At 68.5% G+C, this 16928-nt stretch carries 19 protein-coding genes; 9 read left to right on the top strand and 10 right to left on the bottom strand.

Annotated features, from left to right (window positions below; genetic code table 11):
• Window positions 1–268: 268 nt before the first annotated feature.
• The gene (locus IEY88_RS30825) at window positions 269–1741 is read right to left on the bottom strand and encodes a CYTH and CHAD domain-containing protein (protein WP_189158400.1); all 1473 of its coding nucleotides are present in this window, start codon (window positions 1739–1741) and stop codon (window positions 269–271) included.
• A 148-nt stretch (window positions 1742–1889) separates the two neighbouring features.
• On the opposite strand from IEY88_RS30825, the gene IEY88_RS30820 reads away from it, so the two are divergent.
• Both IEY88_RS30820 and IEY88_RS30815 read left to right on the top strand, forming a co-directional pair.
• Window positions 1890–2699: a hypothetical protein gene (locus IEY88_RS30820; RefSeq protein ID WP_189158399.1), complete on the top strand. Its 810-nt coding sequence runs from the start codon at window positions 1890–1892 to the stop codon at window positions 2697–2699.
• Window positions 2700–2737: 38 nt separating this feature from the next.
• Entirely contained in the window at window positions 2738–3049 is a 312-nt protein-coding gene (locus IEY88_RS30815) for an ArsR/SmtB family transcription factor (RefSeq protein ID WP_189158398.1), read from the top strand.
• On the opposite strand, the gene IEY88_RS30810 is transcribed toward IEY88_RS30815, so the two are convergent.
• Both IEY88_RS30810 and IEY88_RS30805 read right to left on the bottom strand, forming a co-directional pair.
• A complete protein-coding gene (locus IEY88_RS30810; protein WP_229693937.1) occupies window positions 3027–4559 on the bottom strand; it encodes an amidohydrolase in 1533 nt (510 codons plus the stop codon). The genes IEY88_RS30815 and IEY88_RS30810 overlap by 23 nt on opposite strands.
• A 10-nt stretch (window positions 4560–4569) precedes the next feature.
• Window positions 4570–5820 (bottom strand): lysine N(6)-hydroxylase/L-ornithine N(5)-oxygenase family protein, encoded by a 1251-nt coding sequence (locus tag IEY88_RS30805; protein ID WP_189158530.1) that lies wholly within the window; start codon window positions 5818–5820, stop codon window positions 4570–4572.
• A 94-nt stretch (window positions 5821–5914) separates the two neighbouring features.
• On the opposite strand from IEY88_RS30805, the gene IEY88_RS30800 reads away from it, so the two are divergent.
• Together IEY88_RS30800 and IEY88_RS30795 are read left to right on the top strand one after the other, a co-directional pair.
• On the top strand, window positions 5915–6862 hold the full coding sequence (locus IEY88_RS30800) for a methionyl-tRNA formyltransferase (protein ID WP_189158397.1): 948 nt from the start codon (window positions 5915–5917) through the stop codon (window positions 6860–6862).
• Window positions 6863–6925: 63 nt separating this feature from the next.
• Window positions 6926–7567 (top strand): HNH endonuclease family protein, encoded by a 642-nt coding sequence (locus IEY88_RS30795; RefSeq protein ID WP_189158396.1) that lies wholly within the window; start codon window positions 6926–6928, stop codon window positions 7565–7567.
• A 202-nt stretch (window positions 7568–7769) separates the two neighbouring features.
• On the opposite strand, the gene IEY88_RS30790 is transcribed toward IEY88_RS30795, so the two are convergent.
• On the bottom strand, window positions 7770–8450 hold the full coding sequence (locus tag IEY88_RS30790) for a hypothetical protein (protein ID WP_229693935.1): 681 nt from the start codon (window positions 8448–8450) through the stop codon (window positions 7770–7772).
• A gap of 286 nt (window positions 8451–8736) precedes the next feature.
• On the opposite strand from IEY88_RS30790, the gene IEY88_RS30785 reads away from it, so the two are divergent.
• Window positions 8737–8994 (top strand): hypothetical protein, encoded by a 258-nt coding sequence (locus IEY88_RS30785; RefSeq protein ID WP_189158395.1) that lies wholly within the window; start codon window positions 8737–8739, stop codon window positions 8992–8994.
• Between the two features lie 62 nt (window positions 8995–9056).
• On the opposite strand, the gene IEY88_RS30780 is transcribed toward IEY88_RS30785, so the two are convergent.
• Complete coding sequence (locus IEY88_RS30780) at window positions 9057–9326, bottom strand: DUF2277 domain-containing protein (RefSeq protein ID WP_189158394.1); 270 nt, start codon at window positions 9324–9326, stop codon at window positions 9057–9059.
• Between the two features lie 7 nt (window positions 9327–9333).
• The gene (locus IEY88_RS30775) at window positions 9334–9894 is read right to left on the bottom strand and encodes a helix-turn-helix domain-containing protein (protein WP_189158393.1); all 561 of its coding nucleotides are present in this window, start codon (window positions 9892–9894) and stop codon (window positions 9334–9336) included.
• A gap of 50 nt (window positions 9895–9944) precedes the next feature.
• On the opposite strand from IEY88_RS30775, the gene IEY88_RS30770 reads away from it, so the two are divergent.
• Entirely contained in the window at window positions 9945–10760 is an 816-nt protein-coding gene (locus IEY88_RS30770; RefSeq protein WP_189158392.1) for an NAD(P)/FAD-dependent oxidoreductase, read from the top strand.
• Here IEY88_RS30770 and IEY88_RS30765 read toward each other — a convergent pair.
• The gene (locus IEY88_RS30765; protein WP_189158391.1) at window positions 10741–12453 is read right to left on the bottom strand and encodes a sensor histidine kinase; all 1713 of its coding nucleotides are present in this window, start codon (window positions 12451–12453) and stop codon (window positions 10741–10743) included. The two genes, IEY88_RS30770 and IEY88_RS30765, sit on opposite strands and share 20 nt — an antisense overlap.
• On the bottom strand, window positions 12450–13115 hold the full coding sequence (locus IEY88_RS30760) for a response regulator (protein WP_189158390.1): 666 nt from the start codon (window positions 13113–13115) through the stop codon (window positions 12450–12452). The genes IEY88_RS30765 and IEY88_RS30760 overlap by 4 nt, the downstream gene beginning before the upstream one ends.
• A gap of 80 nt (window positions 13116–13195) precedes the next feature.
• Here IEY88_RS30760 and IEY88_RS30755 point away from each other — a divergent pair, with 80 nt between their 5' ends.
• Window positions 13196–13981, top strand: a complete 786-nt coding sequence (locus IEY88_RS30755) for a DUF3152 domain-containing protein (RefSeq protein ID WP_189158389.1) — start codon at window positions 13196–13198, stop codon at window positions 13979–13981.
• Here the strand turns inward: IEY88_RS30755 and IEY88_RS30750 are convergent.
• Window positions 13929–14564 carry a class I SAM-dependent methyltransferase gene (locus tag IEY88_RS30750; protein ID WP_189158388.1) on the bottom strand — a complete coding sequence of 212 codons (636 nt, stop codon included), beginning with the start codon at window positions 14562–14564 and terminating at the stop codon, window positions 13929–13931. The genes IEY88_RS30755 and IEY88_RS30750 overlap by 53 nt on opposite strands.
• An 87-nt stretch (window positions 14565–14651) precedes the next feature.
• Here IEY88_RS30750 and IEY88_RS30745 point away from each other — a divergent pair, with 87 nt between their 5' ends.
• Together IEY88_RS30745 and IEY88_RS30740 are read left to right on the top strand one after the other, a co-directional pair.
• Window positions 14652–15221 carry a TetR/AcrR family transcriptional regulator gene (locus tag IEY88_RS30745; RefSeq protein ID WP_189158387.1) on the top strand — a complete coding sequence of 190 codons (570 nt, stop codon included), beginning with the start codon at window positions 14652–14654 and terminating at the stop codon, window positions 15219–15221.
• Between the two features lie 24 nt (window positions 15222–15245).
• Window positions 15246–16151 (top strand): LysR family transcriptional regulator, encoded by a 906-nt coding sequence (locus IEY88_RS30740; protein WP_189158386.1) that lies wholly within the window; start codon window positions 15246–15248, stop codon window positions 16149–16151.
• Here the strand turns inward: IEY88_RS30740 and IEY88_RS30735 are convergent.
• Complete coding sequence (locus IEY88_RS30735) at window positions 16108–16869, bottom strand: AraC family transcriptional regulator (RefSeq protein ID WP_189158385.1); 762 nt, start codon at window positions 16867–16869, stop codon at window positions 16108–16110. The two genes, IEY88_RS30740 and IEY88_RS30735, sit on opposite strands and share 44 nt — an antisense overlap.
• Between the last annotated feature and the right edge of the window lie 59 nt (window positions 16870–16928).

Below are 16928 nucleotides of genomic sequence, written 5' to 3'. Positions count from 1 at the left end.
GGGTCCACGCCGCTCGCGGGTAGATGGCACGCCTGTTGCTTTGGGCGGCTGCCGGTTGCTTGGTCTGGTTGCGTTGGTGGGGTGGCTTCGTCACGAGCCGAGCCAAGAGCGGGCCACATGCAAGGAGGGGTGTCAACTCGACGAAAAGCGTGTCGAGTTGACACCCCTCCTTGCATGCAGCAAGAGCTATGGCACGACTCGTGACGAAGCCACCCCACCCAGTGCGCTTGGTAAAGACGGCTCGCCTGCGGCATCGCGTGATCAGGTGTTAGAGGTGTTCCTTGCTCAGCTTGTGCCATAGGGCTGGGAGTGCTGCTTCTGTTTTGTGTGCTAGCTCTACCTCTTGGCCGTAGAGGAGGCCGAAGGTGAAGCCGTTTTCGTCTCCCCTGCCCAGTTCCAGCAGTACTGGGCGTGCTACTACCGAGTCCTGGTGGTCGCCCAGGAGGGTTTGGACGTCCTTTGCTCGCTTGCGCAGCGCCTTGGCGTGTTTGCCCAGGGCCGGTTCTGCCACCTCGGCCGAGTAGCGGAGGCGTTTGCCTGCCTTGCGGGCCTCGTGCAAGGGCTCGTCGCTGTTGTTGGCGGACAGGGCCGCTTGCACTCGGACGTCCAGGCGGTGGCGGGCCTTTTCCACCAGGCGGGGGAGGACGTCCTTTGCCTTGTCTGCCGCCAGAGGTGTGAGAGGGGGTGCGGTGAGGAGCGTGTCGATGGTGTTGAGGAGGGTGAAGTAGCGCTTGCTGTCCAGGGCTGCGACGGAGTCCTGGTGCGCCTTGGCTTCCAGTGGTGCGAAGTAGCGGGTCATGCGGGCTGCCACGTCGCCCAGCGCCAGTTCTGGTGGGAGGGCGTGCAAGGCGGTTTCGAAGCGTTCGTGGAGTACTTCCAGGTCTCGTGAGGTGCCGAGGACTGAGGCGAGCCACTTCAGTTCTTCTGTGAGGGCTCGGGTTTCGTCTCGGTCGATGATCTTGCTGAATGCTTGGAGGGCCGAGCGCATGCGGCGGGTTGCCACTCGCATCTGGTGGACTGCGTCGTCCTCGCTGCGGCGGACTCGGGGGTCCTGGTTCTGGAGTGCTGCTCGTTGTTCGTAGAGGTAGGCGAGCACGACGTCGCCTGCCGTTGGTTTCTTGCCCAGGGTGGGGCCCGCGTCTCGCTTCACGCCGATCACCTGGGAGAGCTTGGATTTTGATGACGACGGGACTATGCCTGCGTCGCCGAGGTGGCGTTCTACGGTGTCGAGGAGTTCGCGGTCGCCGCTTTCGCCCAGTTCCACCTCGATCTCGCGCCAGCTCGTGGTCGTGGTCGAGGAGCCCATGGTCTGGGCGGTGACCACGTCGTCGACGACTTCGGCGAGCATCTCGCCGGTGTCGTTGCTCAGTTGCCAGCGGCGGCGGTTGGTGCGGATCTCGGCCACCGGGGTCAGGGACTGGCCCCTGGTGTGGGCGCGGACCAGGGCGGAGAGGTCCTTCGGGGGCTTCTTCGTGGCCTTGCCCAGGGGGACTCGGAGTTCCTGCCTCGAGTCTTCGCCCGCTGGGAGCTTGAGGTGCCAGCCCTCGTCGGAGCCGCCGGTGCGCCTGCGCAGGGTCACGCCCGCGCGGGCCAGGCGGTAGTCGGACGTGTCGAAGTAGGTGGCTTCGAGGTCGAACTCTTCCGGGCCGGTCGCCACGCCGGTGATGTCTGTGAGGTCCGGCAGACTCGCGTCCGATGGTGCCTCGTACTTGCGTTCGGTCTCAGTAACGGAGGTCGCCATTTTCTATTAATACCTCGTTTTGTCCGGGTTCACCCATGTTGTGACGGTGCGTGAGGGTGGTTCCACGGCCGGGCGGAACCACGCCTCCAATGCGTGTATTCGGCGGGTACCCATTTTGCGGATCCTCAGTGTCCGGTTCGCTGGTCGCGTGCCCACGGAGAAGGAACGGCTCGACGTGGTCGAGCCGCAGGTCGCCACGTTGATCAGTCACGTCGGTCAGCTCTCGGCCGAACTCGAGCGCGTCACGGCTCGGCTGACGGTGCTGGAGCGGCGGTTGTCCGGTGCCGGGGACGGGCCGCTGGCCGACCTCGACGCGGTGTCCGGTGACGTCGAGCCGCTGGTCGAGGCCCTGCGCAAGGCGTGGGACGCCGAGCAGGAGATCCTCGCCGATCCCGCTCGCGTCGACCTCCGGCAGGAGGTGCTCGAGTTCGACGGGCTCAAGGCGCGGCGGGACGACGCCCGGTCCAAACTGGACAGTGGGCGGGTTCCCCGCTTCGAGCGGGACGCGTTGTCGCACGAGGTTCGCCAGATGGAGTGGCTGATCAACGCGAACGAGGCGAGCGCGCGACGGGCCGCCGAGCGGCTGGAGGCCGACGAGGACGCCGTCGGGGAGGAGTGGCGCACCGAGGCCGTGCTCGCCGGGGACAAGGCTCGTGGCGAGATCAAGGACGCGGCCGCGCGGCGCATCTCCGAGGCGCTCGGGCAGTACGCGCGGATGCCCGTGTGGTTCCGGGTCGGGCTCGGCGAGATCCCGACGCCGGACCCGTCGTTCTGGCTCGAGTCGGCGATCGCGGTGCTCGCGTACCGGCTGGAGTACGGGGTCACGGACGCGGTCGCGCCGCTCGGAGCGCTGCCGTCCGCGTCGTCCGGCAGCCAGAACTGGGTTCGTCGTGCCAACGTCCACGCCGACATCACCGACCGCCTGACGACGTTGGCCGCGACCTTCCACCTGCAGTAGCCTGTTCTGCAACCGTCCGGTTGCAGAAGGGTGTGCGAGTGAGTCAGGTCGACGACGTCTTGGCCGCGCTCGCCGATCCCATGCGCCGGCGGATCCTCGACCTGGTCGCGGCGAAGGGGGCCGTGTCGGCGTCCGCGCTCGCCGCCGAGTTGCCGGTGAGCAGGCAGGCCATCGTGAAGCACCTGGGTGTGCTGGAGAAGGCGGAGCTGGTGGCGTCCGAGCGCGTCGGGCGGGAGAACAACTTCTCGGTCCGGTCCGGCGCGCTCGACGTCACCGCCACCTGGATGGCCTCGCTCGCCTCCCAGTGGGACCAGCGGCTGGCGGCCATCAAGAAGATCGCTGAAAGCTGAAGGTGCCGCCGACCATCGTGGCCAGCACCGGGACGTCCGCGATCGCGTCGCTCGTGCGCGGGTCGTCGCCGAGCACCACGAGGTCCGCGAGCTTGCCCGGCGTCAGGCTGCCCAGCACGTGCTCCTTGCGGCACGCGTAGGCGCTGCCGAGCGTGTAGGCGTGGATCGCTTCTTCGACGGTGATCGCCTCGTCCGGGCCGATCGGCCTGCCGCTCGAGGAGTTCCTGTTCACCATGAACTCGATGGCGCGCAACGGGGCTCCGTCCGCTACCGGGCGGTCGGAGCTGCCCGCGACGGTGATGCCGTGGTCGAGGAACGAGCGGCCGCGGTACATCCACGGGGCCCGGCGTTCGCCCATGATCTCGCTGTAGTCGTCGCCGTAGGCGTGCAGGAACGTCGGCTGGATGACCGGGATCATGCTGAGAGCGGCGATTTGGGCGAGCTGTTCGGGGCGGACGAGGCCGCAGTGCTCGATGCGGTGGCGGGCGTCGGGGCGTGGGCGTTGCCGTTGTGCTTCTTGGACCGCGTCCAAGGTGAAGTCGATCGCTCGGTCGCCGATCGCGTGGATCGCGAGCTGCCAGCCGGCGTGGTGGCCGTCGATGATCGCGGCCCGCATGAGCTCCTCGGACTCGGCGAGCTGGCCTGAGGAGTTCGTGCCTTGGTAGGGCTCGGACAACGCTGCCGTGCGCGCCATCATGCCGCCGTCGGTCCACAGCTTCATGGCTCCCAACGACAGCATGTCGTCGCCGAAGCCCGTGTGCAGGCCCAGGTCGATCGCGCGTGGAATGCCGTCGGACGGTGCGGCGGCCACGTCGTGCAGGACGTGCGCGGACACCATGAGCTGCACCCGGATCGGCAGCTTCGCGCGTTGGTAGGCGGCGGCTTCGAGCGGGCTGCTGGCGATCAGGCCCGCGCCGATGCCCGCCTCCGCGCACATCGTGATGCCCTCGGACAGCACCTGCCGCGCGCTCTCGTGCAGTTCGGCGGTGATCTCGTCGAGCGAGTACGGCAGTCGCAACGTGCGGGCGGCGAGCTGCTCGTTCTCGGTCAGCCAGCCGTCGCTTTCGATCCCCGGGAGTTGCTTCAGCACTCGTGAGTTCACGACGCACGCGTGGCCTGAGAGGTCGGCGACGTAGACCGGCCTGTCGCCGCTGATCCGGTCGAGATCAAGTGCGGTGAGCGGGTGGTCCATGATCCGGCGGTCGTAACCGGACGCCTCGATCCAGCCCGTGCCGGGGGTGGTGAGGCGGTCGAGGATTTGGGCGACCGTGGTCAGGCCGGTGATGTCGATCGTGCGGCGGCCGTTCCACGCGAGGTGCGTGTGGGCGTCGATGAAACCGGGCAGCACCACCGCGCCGCCGAGGTCGACGGTCTCGGCGGCGGGCAGATCGGTGACCTGCTCGTCCAGTCCGGCGATGCGGCCCTGCCAGATGCCGATCGTGTGCGCGGCGGGGCGTGCCGGGTCCATCGTGAGGGCCCGGCAGCCCGTCAGCTTGAGATCTAGTTCCACTCCGTGAGTTCTACGCGGTCGCGAGGACCGGCACGGGAGTGTTCGTCAGCACGGACGCCAGGATCTCACCCGAGCGCACCGCGACGTTGGACAACAGCGACGACGTGATGCCGTGCGAGTGCTCGGTGCCGCCCTGCAGGTAGATGCCGCCGCGCAACGACGTCTGCACGCGGTAGTCGCGGCCCACGACGAGACGAGACGCCTCGTCTCGTTGGCAGGTCGGCTCCAGCGAACCGAGCATCGGCGCGGCCTCGTCGTACCCGGTCGCGAGCAGCACGAGGTCCGTGTCGATGAACTCCTGCTCGCCGGTCACGAGCGACTGGACCACCGCACGTGCGCCGTCCGCGGACTCCTCGACGGCGACGAGCCGGGTCATCTTCATCATCTTCAGGCGCTCGGTGCCGAGCACCTTCTCCTGGTACGCGGTGCGGTAGAGCTGCGCGATCAGGTCGACGTCGACCACGGAGTAGTTGGTGTTGCGGTGGTAGTCCATCAACCGCCGTTTCACGGCGTCCGGGGCGTCGAAGTAGTGGTCGACGGCCTCGGGGTCGAAGATCCGGTTCGCGAACGAGCTGTCGTCCGCGGGGGAGTAGCCGTAGCGGGAGAACACCGAGCACACCTCCGCGCCCGGGAACTCGCGGTGCAGGTACGCCACGGCCTCCGCGGCGCTCTGCCCGGCGCCGACGACGACGCAGCGCTTCGGGTTCTCCAGTTCGCCGACGCGGTGCAGGAACTCGCTGTTGTGCCACACGCGGTCCGACAGCGTGACGCCCTCGGGCACGGTCGGGCGCAGTCCGGTGGCGAAGATGAGGTTGCGGGCGTGGTACACGTCACCCGTGGCCGCCGTCACCTCGAACAGGTCGTCCTGGATCGCTTCCACGGCAACGGCTTCGGTGCCGTAGGACACCACGTCGTCGACCTGGGCGGCGGCCCACTCGAAGTAGTCGTGGAACTCGACGCGCAGCGGGAACAGGTTCTTGTGGTTGACGAAGTCGATCAGCCGGCCGCGGTCCCGGAGGTAGCACAGGAACGAGAAGCGGCTGGTCGGGTTCCGCATGGTGACCAGGTCCTTGAGGAACGACACCTGCATGGTGGCGTCGTCCAGGAGCATGCCCCGATGCCAGCCGAACGCCTCCTGGCGTTCCAGGAACACCGCCGTGACAGGGGTTTCGGCCTGCTCGTTGTGCTCGGTGAGAGCGATGGCGAGCGCCAGGTTCGAGGGACCGAACCCGATGCCGACGATGTCGTAGATCGGATGCATGAGCACCTAACTTAGGGAAGCCTAAGCTGTCTTCGCAAGCCGTCAGTTAGGTTAGCCTGACCGTATCGCACCGGAGTGAAGGAGGACACCACCCATGAGGGTCGTCATGTTCGGGTTCCAGACCTGGGGTCATCGCACCCTGCAGGCACTTTTGGCGTCCGAGCACGAGGTCGTCCTGGTGGTGACCCACCCCAAGGGTGAGGGCGCGTACGAGAAGGTGTGGAGCGATTCGGTCGAGGACCTGGCCCGCGAGAACGGCGTCGACGTCCTGGTCCGCGAACGCCCGGAGGACCAGGAACTGCTCGACGCGCTCGCCGCCGCCGAGCCCGACGTGATCGTCGCCTGCAACTGGCGGACCTGGATCCCGCCGCAGGTCTTCGCGCTGCCCAAGCACGGCACGTTGAACGTGCACGACTCGTTGCTGCCGAAGTACGCGGGCTTCTCGCCGTTGATCTGGGCGCTTCTCAACGACGAGAAGGAAGTCGGCGTGACGGCGCACATGATGGACGACACGCTCGACGCCGGCGACATCGTGCTGCAGCGCTCGGTCGCGGTCGGCCCGCGCGACACGACGGCGGTGCTGTTCGAGAAGACGCTGGAGCTGTTCGGCCCGATCACCGTCGACGGCCTCGCCGAGATCGCGTCCGGCCGCACCGACTTCCAGAAGCAGGACCGTTCGCAGGCCTCGTTCTTCCACAAGCGCGCCGAGGAAGACCTGCGCATCGACTTCACGTGGACCGCCGAGGAGCTGGACCGCCTGGTGCGCGCGCAGTGTGCGCCGTACCCGAGCGCGTTCTGCTTCCATCGCGGCCAGCGCCTGGAAATCATCGAGGCGGACGTCTCGGCCGAGGTCTACGGCGGCACCCCCGGCCGGATCTTCTACCGCGAGGGCGACGGCGTGACGATCGTCGCGGGGGCCGAGGCACGACGCGGCACCAGCAAGGCGTTGCTGGTCAAGAAGGTTCGCACCGCTGACGGCACCGAGCTCGAGGCGCACGAGTACTTCAAGCACATGGGCGGCTACCTGACCTCGCGCCCGTAGCCCCGACGCGCTGATCGCGGGCCGGGTGACCGGCCCGTGATCAGCATGGTCGATCATGGGCGCATGAATCGCGCGGCGGTGACGTCACTGGTGGTCTTCGTGCTGCTGGTGGCAGTGGGCTGGTACCTCACGAATCTCCAGTCGTCGCAGGAGAATCCGCCCACGACGCCCGCGCCCGTTCCGACCGGATCGGCGGACCTCGCCGCCCTGAAGATCGCGCCGGAGAACAAGATGGCCGGCTACAGCCGCGACCGCTTCCCGCACTGGGCCTCGCAGGGGAACTCCTGTGACACCAGGGAGATCGTGCTGCAGCGCCAGGGCGCCGACGTGAAGACGGACAAGGACTGCAAGGCGACCTCGGGCACCTGGAACAGCGTCTACGACGGTGTGGTGATCAAGGAGGCCGCCGAGGTCGACATCGACCACACGGTGCCGCTGGCCGAAGCGTGGCGGTCGGGCGCCGACAAGTGGACCGACGACGAGCGCAAGGTGTTCGCCAACGACCTCGGCGGCATCCAGCTGATCGCGGTGACCGCGAAGTCCAACCGTTCCAAGGGTGATCAGGACCCGGCGAAGTGGAAGCCGCCGGTCGCGGCGTACGGGTGCGCGTACGCGCGGCACTGGATCTCGGTGAAGATCACCTACAAGCTGACGGTGGACCAGCCGGAGCACGACGCGCTGGCGGCGTTGCTCAAGACCTGCTGATCGGACCGCTCGCTCCGGTCGTGGAATCGCCGGGAGACGCGAACCCCAGGTGCTCTCCGGCCTCCGCCCTCACCATCCCGGGCGCACCCTTCGGCTCTTGCCTGAGCGACCTGAGAAGGCCCTCGCCCCCGACGCCCCTTCCCCCGTGGTGCGGGTCCCGCGACACGGCCCGGCCCCCCAGGCGGACCGCGTCGCCTTCCCCCTACCCGACCTGGACGGACTCGAACAGGCCGGACAGCTTCCAGTGCGTCACGTACCCCATCGCCTCGGCGGCGATCAGCACGTCGAGCTTCCCGAGGTTCGTGCGCGCGGGCATCTGATACGCCTTGCCGCGCCGCACGTCGAGCACCATCGGAACGGCACCGGGCAGCGTGTCCGCCACCGTGTGCTGCAGGATCCGCAGCCCGACGTTCGCCGCCTCCCTGGTCAGCGGCGCCTCCTTGGTGTGCACGAGCACCGCGTACGTCGTGCCGTCCTTCTTGCGCAGCCCCAGGTGCGGCCGCACCTTCAGGGTCAGCTCGCCGGCGCGGTAGGTGGCCCCCTCCACCGGCACCCCCGTCGCCTTGAACGACGCCAGCCAGGGCAGGAAGCCGTCGGCGATCTCCTCGAACGCCCGCGGCTGCCCCGTGCGGTTGGCGTTCATGATCGCCTTCTTGAGCTCGATCTCGGGCTCGGTCGAGTTGACCGCTCGGCGCATGGCGTCGCGGATCGGGTTGTAGAACCCGCAGACCCGCGTGTCGGCGGCCAGGTACATCCCCCGCTGTTCCGACACGATGTTGATGCGTCCACGCTGACCGCTCATGACGTACTCGGTGAACGACAGTGCGGTGACGCTGACGTTGTTGTCCGGCAACGTTTTCTCCCCTCGTACCGCGAGCTTCACCTGACGTTATCGAAGGGGTCTGACAAAAACGGCGCTGCTCTGAACGGCGTAACCGTCACTTTGCGTCTAACGGCCACCCGAGTGGGTGACACGCAGAGTTGCGATTTAGATCGCAATCGGTAAACGGACGGTGACGAACCGGCAACCGATCGCGTGGATGACCGTTCGTCTGCCGTTCGCCGACGCTCACCGAACGCTCACCGCAAGACCAGCGGAAGTAACACTCCGTGAAAGATCAACTCAGGAGAATGGAGTTCGTCAGGAGGAATCACGGCGAGGGAGCACGATGGCGGTCAAGGCGGAGCGTTCACCCGATAGAGCGGGTGACGTCGAGGTTCCGCAGCCGCGGCAGCTGGAGAGGTGGCGGGCCCATCCCGGCCACTGGCCGCACGCGGTGCAGGTGACGGTCATCCTCGTGCTGATCGCGCTCCTGCTGTGGGCCATCGCCGTGACGCTCGGGCCCGACCAGGCCTTCATCGTCGGCTCCGCGGGCGTCGCGGCCAAGCTGATCTGCATGTACCTCGACACCCGCGCGCAGAACTAGGGCCGCACCGCCAGGAACCACCTCAGGCGCGACTCTCGTCGCACGGGACTTCGACACAGGCCCTAACGCCCGTACCGCTCCGCGGACCTGGCCTTCGCCTTCTCCGCCTCGACCTCGCGGTCCTTGGGCGGCGCGGTGGTCACCAACGAGTCGAGCAGTTCCTGCGTCGCCGCGGCGACGGCCGCGACCGCCTTGTCGTACGCGGCCTGGTTCGCCGCGGACGGTTTCGCCGCCCCGCCCACCTTGCGCACGTACTGCAGGGCAGCGGCCTGCACCTCGTCGGACGTGGCGGGCGGTTCGAAGTTGTGGAGCACCCGGATGTTTCGGCACATGCCTCCACTATGACCTGTTGGGCGGCGCCGCGCGGGTGTGGATGCGTTCGCCCTGCTTGCCGAACAGGCTGAGGATCTCGGCGGGCCGGCCGTCGGCGCTGCAGAACGCGTGCGGCTGGCGGCAGTCGAACTCGGCGACCTCGCCCGCCCGCAGCACCACTTCCTTGTCGCCGAGCCGCAGCCGGATCCGTCCGCTCAGCACGTAGAACCACTCGTAGCCCTCGTGCACGCGCGGTTCGTGCAGGTCGGCGTCGGAAAGGATCATCTTCCACGCCTGCAGCGGCCCGATCGACCTGGTCAGCGGGATGCCGACGCGGCCGTGGTCGAGCTCGCGCGGTTTCATCTGCACGCGCGGGTCGCCCACCTCGGGCGCGCCCACCAGGTCGTCCAGCGACACCTGGTACGCCCGCGACAACGGCAGCAGCAGCTCCAGCGTCGGCTTGCGCTGGTCGGTCTCGAGGCGGGACAGCGTCGACTTCGAGATACCCGTCATCTCGGACAACGACGCCAGCGTCAGATCGTGCTCGGCCCTCAGCGCGGCGAGCCGTTGCCCCACGGTTGTTGCCATAACGGCAACTTACTTTGCCAAAACTGGACTGTCGACCGCACTCTCGAACCATGACGTACGAAGTGGTGATCATTGGTGGGGGAGCGGCCGGACTGAGCGCTGCCCTGATGCTGACCAGGGCGCGCCGCAGCGTGCTCGTGGTCGATGGTGCCGAGCCGCGCAACGCCCCGGCCGCGCACATGCACAACTACCTCTCTCGCGACGGCCTCTCGCCGTTGGAACTGCTCAAGCACGGACGGGCCGAGGTCGAGGGCTACGGCGGAGAGATCGTCAACGACGAGGTCCGCGGCGTGACCAAGCTCGACGACGGGTTCGCGGTGGAGCTCACCGGACGCACGGTGCACGCTCAGCGCCTGCTGTTCGCGACCGGCCTGGTCGACGAGGTGCCCGACAACCTGCGCGAACGCTGGGGCCGGGACGTCTTCGGCTGCCCGTACTGCCACGGGTACGAGGTCCGCGACCAGAAGCTCGTGGTGTTCGGCGAGGAGATGAAGGTCGCGCTGGTCCGGCAGTGGTCCGACGACGTCACGCACGTCCCGTCGGTCGACGCCGTCGAGGTCGAGGACGACCGGCTGGTCGCGGTGATCTCCGACGGCAAGCGAGTGCCGGCTGATGCGCTCGTGTACTCCGCACCGGTCAAACCGCGTGACGAGTTCCTGCTGGCGTTGGGTGCCGAAACCGCAGAGACGATGGCAGGCCCGTTCGTGCGCACGGACGACAAGGGACGCACGAGCGTGCCCGGCGTCTACGCGGCGGGAAACGTGACGGACCCGACGGCCATCGTGATCGTCGCCGCCGCGCAGGGCGCCCAGGCCGCCGGGATGATCAACGTGGACCTGCTCGGCCTCATGCCGAAGGCAGGCTGATCCGGAACGTCGAGCCCTCGCCGAGCGTGCTCGTCACCGACACCGTGCCGCCGTGGGCCTCCACCAGGTGCCGCGTGATCGCGAGCCCGAGCCCGCTGCCACCCGTGCGGCGGCTGCGGGACCTGTCCGCCCGCCAGAACCGGTCGAACACGTGTGGCACGTCCTCCGGCGCGATGCCGGTGCCGGTGTCCGTGACCTCGAGGATCGCCCTGTCCTGCCACGGGAACAGCTTCACGACGACCTCGCCGCCCGGCGGGGTGTAGCGCACGGCGTTCGCGACGAGGTTCCCGAGTGCCTGCCGCAGCCGCACCGGGTCCGCGCTGAGGTGCACCGGCGTGGTCTCGGCGCGCAGCAGGATCTCGCGGTTCTGCTGCGCGTTGACGACCTGGTCCACGACGTCGTCCAGCGCGATCGGCTCGGGGTGCAACCGGAGCGTGCCCGCGTCGGCCTGCGCCAGGTCGTGCAGGTCGTCCACGAGCCGTTGCAGCAGAAGGGATTCCCCCAGCAGCATGTCGATCAGGTGGGGGTCCGGCTCGGCCAGCCCGTCCTGCGTCGCCTCCAGCCAGCCGGTGATGTTGCCCAGCGGCGTGCGCAGCTCGTGCGCGACGTCGCTGACCATGGCCTGGCGCTGCCGTTCGGTCTCGGCGAGCCTCTCGGACATGGCGTTGAACGACTTGGCCAGCTCACCGATCTCGCCGGCGCCACCGTCGACCCGCGCCGTCCGATCACCTTCGGCCGTGCGTTTGGTGGCGGCGGTGAGAGCGCGGATCGGCCGCACGAGCTGGGTGGCGGTGACCCACGACGCGAACCCGGCGAGCGCGAGAATTCCCAGCGCCACCAGTGTGATCCGGGTGGCACCGGTGGTCGAGAGGTCTATCGCCATCGGCTCCTCACCGGTCGGTGAGGTGAGGAACAGCTGCGCCGGCGCCGCGACGTACGGCCTGAGCTGTTCGCGCCGTGCGGTGTCCATGCACGCCACCACCTCCGGCGGCGAGTTGTCGACGGTCGTGATCTCCCAGTCGAAGGTGTTGGGACTGAGTGACTTGCCGTAGTTCCTGCCGCCGGGAGCGCGCTCGTCGAGACATGCGGTGAACAGCGCCTGGAGCTGCCCGTACGCGGCCTTCTCCGTCACCGTGAGCGTGTAGAGCCGGTAGCCGACCGAGCAGTCGTCCCAGGTCGAGAGCTCGCCGGGCCCGAGATTGGACAGCCGCGGCCGTCCGTTGGGCGCTTCCACGAGCGTGATGCTGCTGGCGCACTGGAGGAGCTGGTCCGCGTAGGCGTGCAACGTGCGGTACTCCTCGTCGTTGAGCTTGAACGGCCCGACCGCCCTGGGGTCGATCTTCCCGTTGACGTTCAACGGGTCGACCAGTGCCTTGGGGGTGATCGGCAGTTGCGGCGCGTTCTCGCCGCCGGTGTCGACCAGCGTCGTGCCGTTGCCGTCGGTCAGCGCGATGCGGCGGCCGTACTTCTGCGCGATACCGTCCACATCGGACTTCGCGCCCGCCCAGTCCCTGTGCGTGGCCGCGTAGCGCACCAGCTCGTCGAAGATCTGCGCGTCCGTCTCGAGCGCGTCACCCTGCTCCTGCCGGATCGCGCCCGTCGTCGCCTGGCTCGCCAGCCACGCCGTCACGGCGATCGAGCAGGCCGCGATCACCAGGGAGAACAGGAAGAACCGCACGAGGAGGCTTTTCATACGAGCTTGTATCCGATGCCGTAGACGGTGAGGAGTCGTTCCGGCCGGCGGGAGTCCTGCTCGATCTTGCGGCGCAGTTTCATCATGTGCACGTCGACCGTGCGTGCGGTGATGAACCCGTCCTCCAGCAGCTGTTCGCGCGTGAACACCCGGTGCGGTTGCGCGGCCATCTTGGCCAGCAGGCGGAACTCGGCGGGCGTGAGGCTCACCAGTTCGTCCTTGATGCGCACTTCGTGCCGGATCGGGTCGACGGTCAGATCGCCGACCTTGAGCACCGTGGCGTTCGTCTCGCGCGCACGGCCGGTGCGGCGCAGGATCGTCCGCACCCGCGCGACCATCTGCCGTGGCCGGAACGGTTTGGTGATGTAGTCGTCGGCGCCCAGGTCGAACCCGAGCAGTACGTCGTCCTCAGTGGACCGCGCGGTGAGCAGCACGATCGGCACGTCCGACTCGGACCGGACGGCGCGCATCACGTCGATGCCGTCGACCAGCGGCATCATCACGTCGAGGACCAGCAGGTCGGGGTTGCGGCGCCGGGTCTCGTCGATCGCCGCCCGCCCGTCGTGCACGACGACCACGGAGTGCCCGTCGTGCTCCAGGTACCGGCGGACGAGTTCAGCCTGGTGAACGTTGTCCTCGGCGACGAGAATGTGGGCGCACACACTTCGAAGTATGCAGTCCTTCACGACAGTCAAGCGGGACGTAAACAGGTTCTTCATCAGTTCCGTCGAGCGTTGCCGTCATGAAGGTGCACCTGGCTCTGGCGGCCGTCGGTCTGACGGCGGTTCTGCTGACGACGGCCCAGCCGGCAGGCGAGACGTCCCCGGCGGCGGCTCCGACCACCAGGCCCTCGCCCGTGTCACCCGTCCCCGTCCCGTCCTCCTCGGTCGCGCCACCTCCCCGCGTGTACGCCTCCAGTTCGGACCTGCCCGACGGCCCGGAGTTCTCGCTGGCGGGCGCCGGCACGTTCCACGTCGTGCCGGTAAACGGACCGGTCGTCGGCACGGGACCGTTGCGCACCTACGCCGTCGAGGTCGAGGACGGCATCACGGTCGACGAGCAGGCGTTCGCGGCGTTCGTGGACGCCACTCTCGCCGACCCGCGCGGCTGGACGGCTCGCGGCGCACGTTCGGTGCAGCGCGTATCCGGTGCCGCCTCGGTCCGTGTGCGGCTGACGTCGCAGCAGACCGCGCGGAACGTGTGCGGGTTCGAGATCCCGGTCGACGTCTCGTGCCGTGACGGCAACTTCGTGTTCTTGAGCGCTGCTCGCTGGGTCCGCGGCGCCGTCGCGTTCCTGCCGGACCTGAATTCCTACCGGACGTACGTGGTCAACCACGAGGTCGGGCACGCGTTCGGGCAGGGCCATCAGCCCTGTGGCGTCGCCGGGGGCCCGGCGCCGGTGATGATGCAGCAGACGTTCAGCGTGGCCAACGACGAGATCGTCCGCATCACCGGCGGCGTGCCCCAGGGTGCGGTCATCCCGCGGGACGGGAAGGTGTGCACGCCGAACGGGTGGCCGTATCCATGACCTTCGTCGCGATGACCATGGTCGTCGTCTCGCCCTCGGCCGCGAACACCGGCTCGACCCGTTCGAACACCCTCTTGAGTTCGGTCACGACGTCGGCGCCGGTGAACCCTGCGATCGCCCGGTAGGCCGCGCGCATGAACTTCGTGGTGCGTGTCTTCTTGTTCAGCCGTACGTCGAACACGAACAACCGCCCGCCCGGTTTGAGCGCGTCCGCCGCGTTCGCGATCGCCGCCGGTACATCCGGCATCGCGCTGAACGCCCCGAGTGCCACGGCCGCGTCGAACTGGCCGGCGCCGTGATCGGTGACGCATGCGTCGGCTTGGCGCACCTCGACGTTCGGCCACGTCGCCCGCCTTCTGGCGATGGCCACCATGCGCGCGCTGAAGTCCATCGCGACCACACGTCCTTGTGGTCCAACGGCTTCCACGAGCGCGGGGATCAGCGCTCCGGTGCCGCAGCCGATGTCGAGCACGGCGTCACCGGGTCCGAGGCCGAGCTTCTCGATCGCGAGCCGGTTGAGCGACCCCGAGAACCGGTCGAGCACGCGGTAGTACGTGAGCGCCGCGAAGTCCCACAGTTGCATGACGTCCCCCTTCACGTTTTTGCAATGCGAACGCATCGTAAAACGTATCGGGGGTACGATGCAATGCGATTGCATTGGAGATGGTGCATGCCGAAGCAGGTCGACCACGACGAGCGCCGGCGCCAGATCGGCGACGCCGTGTGCAGGCTGATCGCCGCACGGGGTCTGGACGCGGTCAGCCTGCGTCACGTGGCCGCGGAGGCCGGCGTGTCCATGGGGCGCGTCCAGCACTACTTCGCGACCAAGGACGAGATGCTGATGTTCGCGTTCGAGCTCATCAGCTCTCGCGTAGCGGCACGGTTCGGTGCGCTTCCCGTCGAAGATCCCGCTGAGTTGCTCCGCGCGGTCCTGCTGGAACTGCTGCCGTTGAGCCCCGCGGCCCGTGCGGAGGCGCCGGTGCTCGCCGCGTTCCTCGCGCAGGCCGTGGTCGAGCCGCGCCTGGGGGAGCCGTTGCGGCAGGGCAACGGCGAGATGGTGGCGTGGCTGGCGGGCATGATCACCGCGGTGCGGCCCGGCGGCGACGCCGAGCGGGATGCCATGGCGCTGCTGGCGTTCGTCGACGGCCTGATGCTTCAGGTGCTGATCGGTCAGGTGTCGCCGGAAATGGCCGTGGAACTCGTGGACCACCAACTTTCGCGCGTACTCACTTGTGGTTGATGTCCGGCTCCATAGCCTGACGGCATGGACGTGGACACGAGGCTGCTGAGATATTTCGCCGCCATCGCCGAGGAGGGCAACCTCACGCGCGCTGCGCACCGGCTCTTCGTGTCGCAACCATCGCTGACAAAACAACTCAAGCACCTGGAGTCGCAGCTCGGCGTTCGGCTGTTCACGCGGTCCAGCACCGGGATGAGGCTGACCGAGGCGGGCCACGCCCTCGCCGCGCGCGTGCCGCCGGTGCTCGCGGGCTGGGACGCCGCGGTGGGCGAGACCCGCGGTGCCGCCCGAGTGCTGCGCGTCGGTTTCCTGGCCAGCGCGGCGAACGACGCGACGCAGGCGATCGTCACCGCGTTCGGCAGGGTCCGGCCAGGCTGGCGCGTGGACCTGCGGCAGGCTCTGTGGTCGGATCCGACGGCCGGTCTCGCCGGGGCGGAGGTGCCCGTGGCGTTGCTGCGATTGCCTTTTCCGGGCGAGGAGACGTTCGGCGTGCGGACGTTGTTCAGCGAGTCCCGTTGCGTGGCAATGCCTTCAGTGCACCCGTTGGCGGGCCGTTCGTCGGTCGAGTTCCGCGAGTTGTGGGACGACCCGGTCATCGTCGCCCCTGCCCTGAAGGGGAGGTGGCGCGAGCACTGGCTGGCGTTGTCCGAAAGGGACGGTCACGAGGTGCGCGTCGGAGCCGTGACCGAACACCCCGACGAGTTCCTGGGCGCGATCGCCTCCGGCTGCGGCGTCGCCCTGGTGCCGGCGTCCACGTCCCGCTTCTTCTCCCGGCCGGACATCGTCTACGTGCCCGTGACCGGCGTGAGTCCCAGCGACGTGGCCGTGGCTTGGCTGCCTCACGCAGGTGAGGCCACCGCCGACTTCGTGCGTTGTTGTGTGGACGTCACGCGCTCTCGGCGCACCGGCTGCGGCACTCGCTCGGGCTGAACCCGTGCACGCGCTTGAACGCGGCGCTGAACCCGAACGCGTCCGCGTACCCGACCCTGCGCGCCACCGACGCCACCGTCGCCGACGACTCGGCGAGCAGATCGGCCGCCACCGCCATCCGCCACTCCGTCAGGTACGTCAACGGCGGCACCCCGACCAGCTTGGCGAACCTGCTCGCCAGCGTCGTCCTCGCCACCCCGGCCTCCTTGGCCAGCAAGGCGAGCGTCCAGGCGCGTTCGGGCTGCGCGTGCATGGCTTTCAGGACCGGCCCCACCACCGCGTCCGCCTGAGCGCCCAGCCACCCGTCACCGTGCTCGCGGTCGAACCACTCCTTGAGCGCGCACACCATCAGCCAGTCCAGCAACCGATCCGCGATGATGCTCGGCCCGTCCGTGCCGACACCGGCGTAGAACGCCGCGCACTCGTCGCCCCCCGGCGCCACCAACGCGTCCGGCAACACCGCCGTGAGCCGCCGCGCCACCGCTCCCTTGATCTCGTAGGTCCCGCTCACCACCGACGCACGCCCCCGTGCCTCGACGGACTCCTGCACCACCAGGATGTCCCCGGCCGTGGCGACCTCCCCGCGCACGCTGATCTCACCCGACGCCACCGCGTACAACGTGAGCCCGGGCAACACCCGCGCCCCGTCGATCTCGGTCCGGTGCACCCCGGCACCATCAGCGCGCACCCCGCGCAGCAGTTCGTCGAACGGCTCCATGCCCCTCACAATACGGCCCGAACGATCGAACATCGTCGATGAACTCTCACCCATGTCCC

This window comes from Lentzea pudingi (assembly GCF_014646255.1).
Lineage (GTDB): Bacteria > Actinomycetota > Actinomycetes > Mycobacteriales > Pseudonocardiaceae > Lentzea > Lentzea pudingi.
The sequence above is the reverse complement of the archived record's forward strand: the minus strand, read 5'-3'. Positions and strand labels throughout refer to the sequence as shown.

Coding starts and splice junctions, on each gene's coding strand:
- IEY88_RS30755 (WP_189158389.1), top strand. CDS start 13,196: ATGAAGGTGCACCTGGCTCTGGCGGCCGTCGGTCTGACGGCGGTTCTG.
- IEY88_RS30795 (WP_189158396.1), top strand. CDS start 6,926: ATGAATCGCGCGGCGGTGACGTCACTGGTGGTCTTCGTGCTGCTGGTG.
- IEY88_RS30825 (WP_189158400.1), bottom strand. CDS start 1,741: ATGGCGACCTCCGTTACTGAGACCGAACGCAAGTACGAGGCACCATCG.
- IEY88_RS30765 (WP_189158391.1), bottom strand. CDS start 12,453: ATGAAAAGCCTCCTCGTGCGGTTCTTCCTGTTCTCCCTGGTGATCGCG.
- IEY88_RS30805 (WP_189158530.1), bottom strand. CDS start 5,820: ATGCATCCGATCTACGACATCGTCGGCATCGGGTTCGGTCCCTCGAAC.
- IEY88_RS30785 (WP_189158395.1), top strand. CDS start 8,737: ATGGCGGTCAAGGCGGAGCGTTCACCCGATAGAGCGGGTGACGTCGAG.
- IEY88_RS30750 (WP_189158388.1), bottom strand. CDS start 14,564: ATGCAACTGTGGGACTTCGCGGCGCTCACGTACTACCGCGTGCTCGAC.
- IEY88_RS30770 (WP_189158392.1), top strand. CDS start 9,945: ATGACGTACGAAGTGGTGATCATTGGTGGGGGAGCGGCCGGACTGAGC.
- IEY88_RS30775 (WP_189158393.1), bottom strand. CDS start 9,894: ATGGCAACAACCGTGGGGCAACGGCTCGCCGCGCTGAGGGCCGAGCAC.
- IEY88_RS30800 (WP_189158397.1), top strand. CDS start 5,915: ATGAGGGTCGTCATGTTCGGGTTCCAGACCTGGGGTCATCGCACCCTG.
- IEY88_RS30745 (WP_189158387.1), top strand. CDS start 14,652: ATGCCGAAGCAGGTCGACCACGACGAGCGCCGGCGCCAGATCGGCGAC.
- IEY88_RS30740 (WP_189158386.1), top strand. CDS start 15,246: ATGGACGTGGACACGAGGCTGCTGAGATATTTCGCCGCCATCGCCGAG.
- IEY88_RS30735 (WP_189158385.1), bottom strand. CDS start 16,869: ATGGAGCCGTTCGACGAACTGCTGCGCGGGGTGCGCGCTGATGGTGCC.
- IEY88_RS30780 (WP_189158394.1), bottom strand. CDS start 9,326: ATGTGCCGAAACATCCGGGTGCTCCACAACTTCGAACCGCCCGCCACG.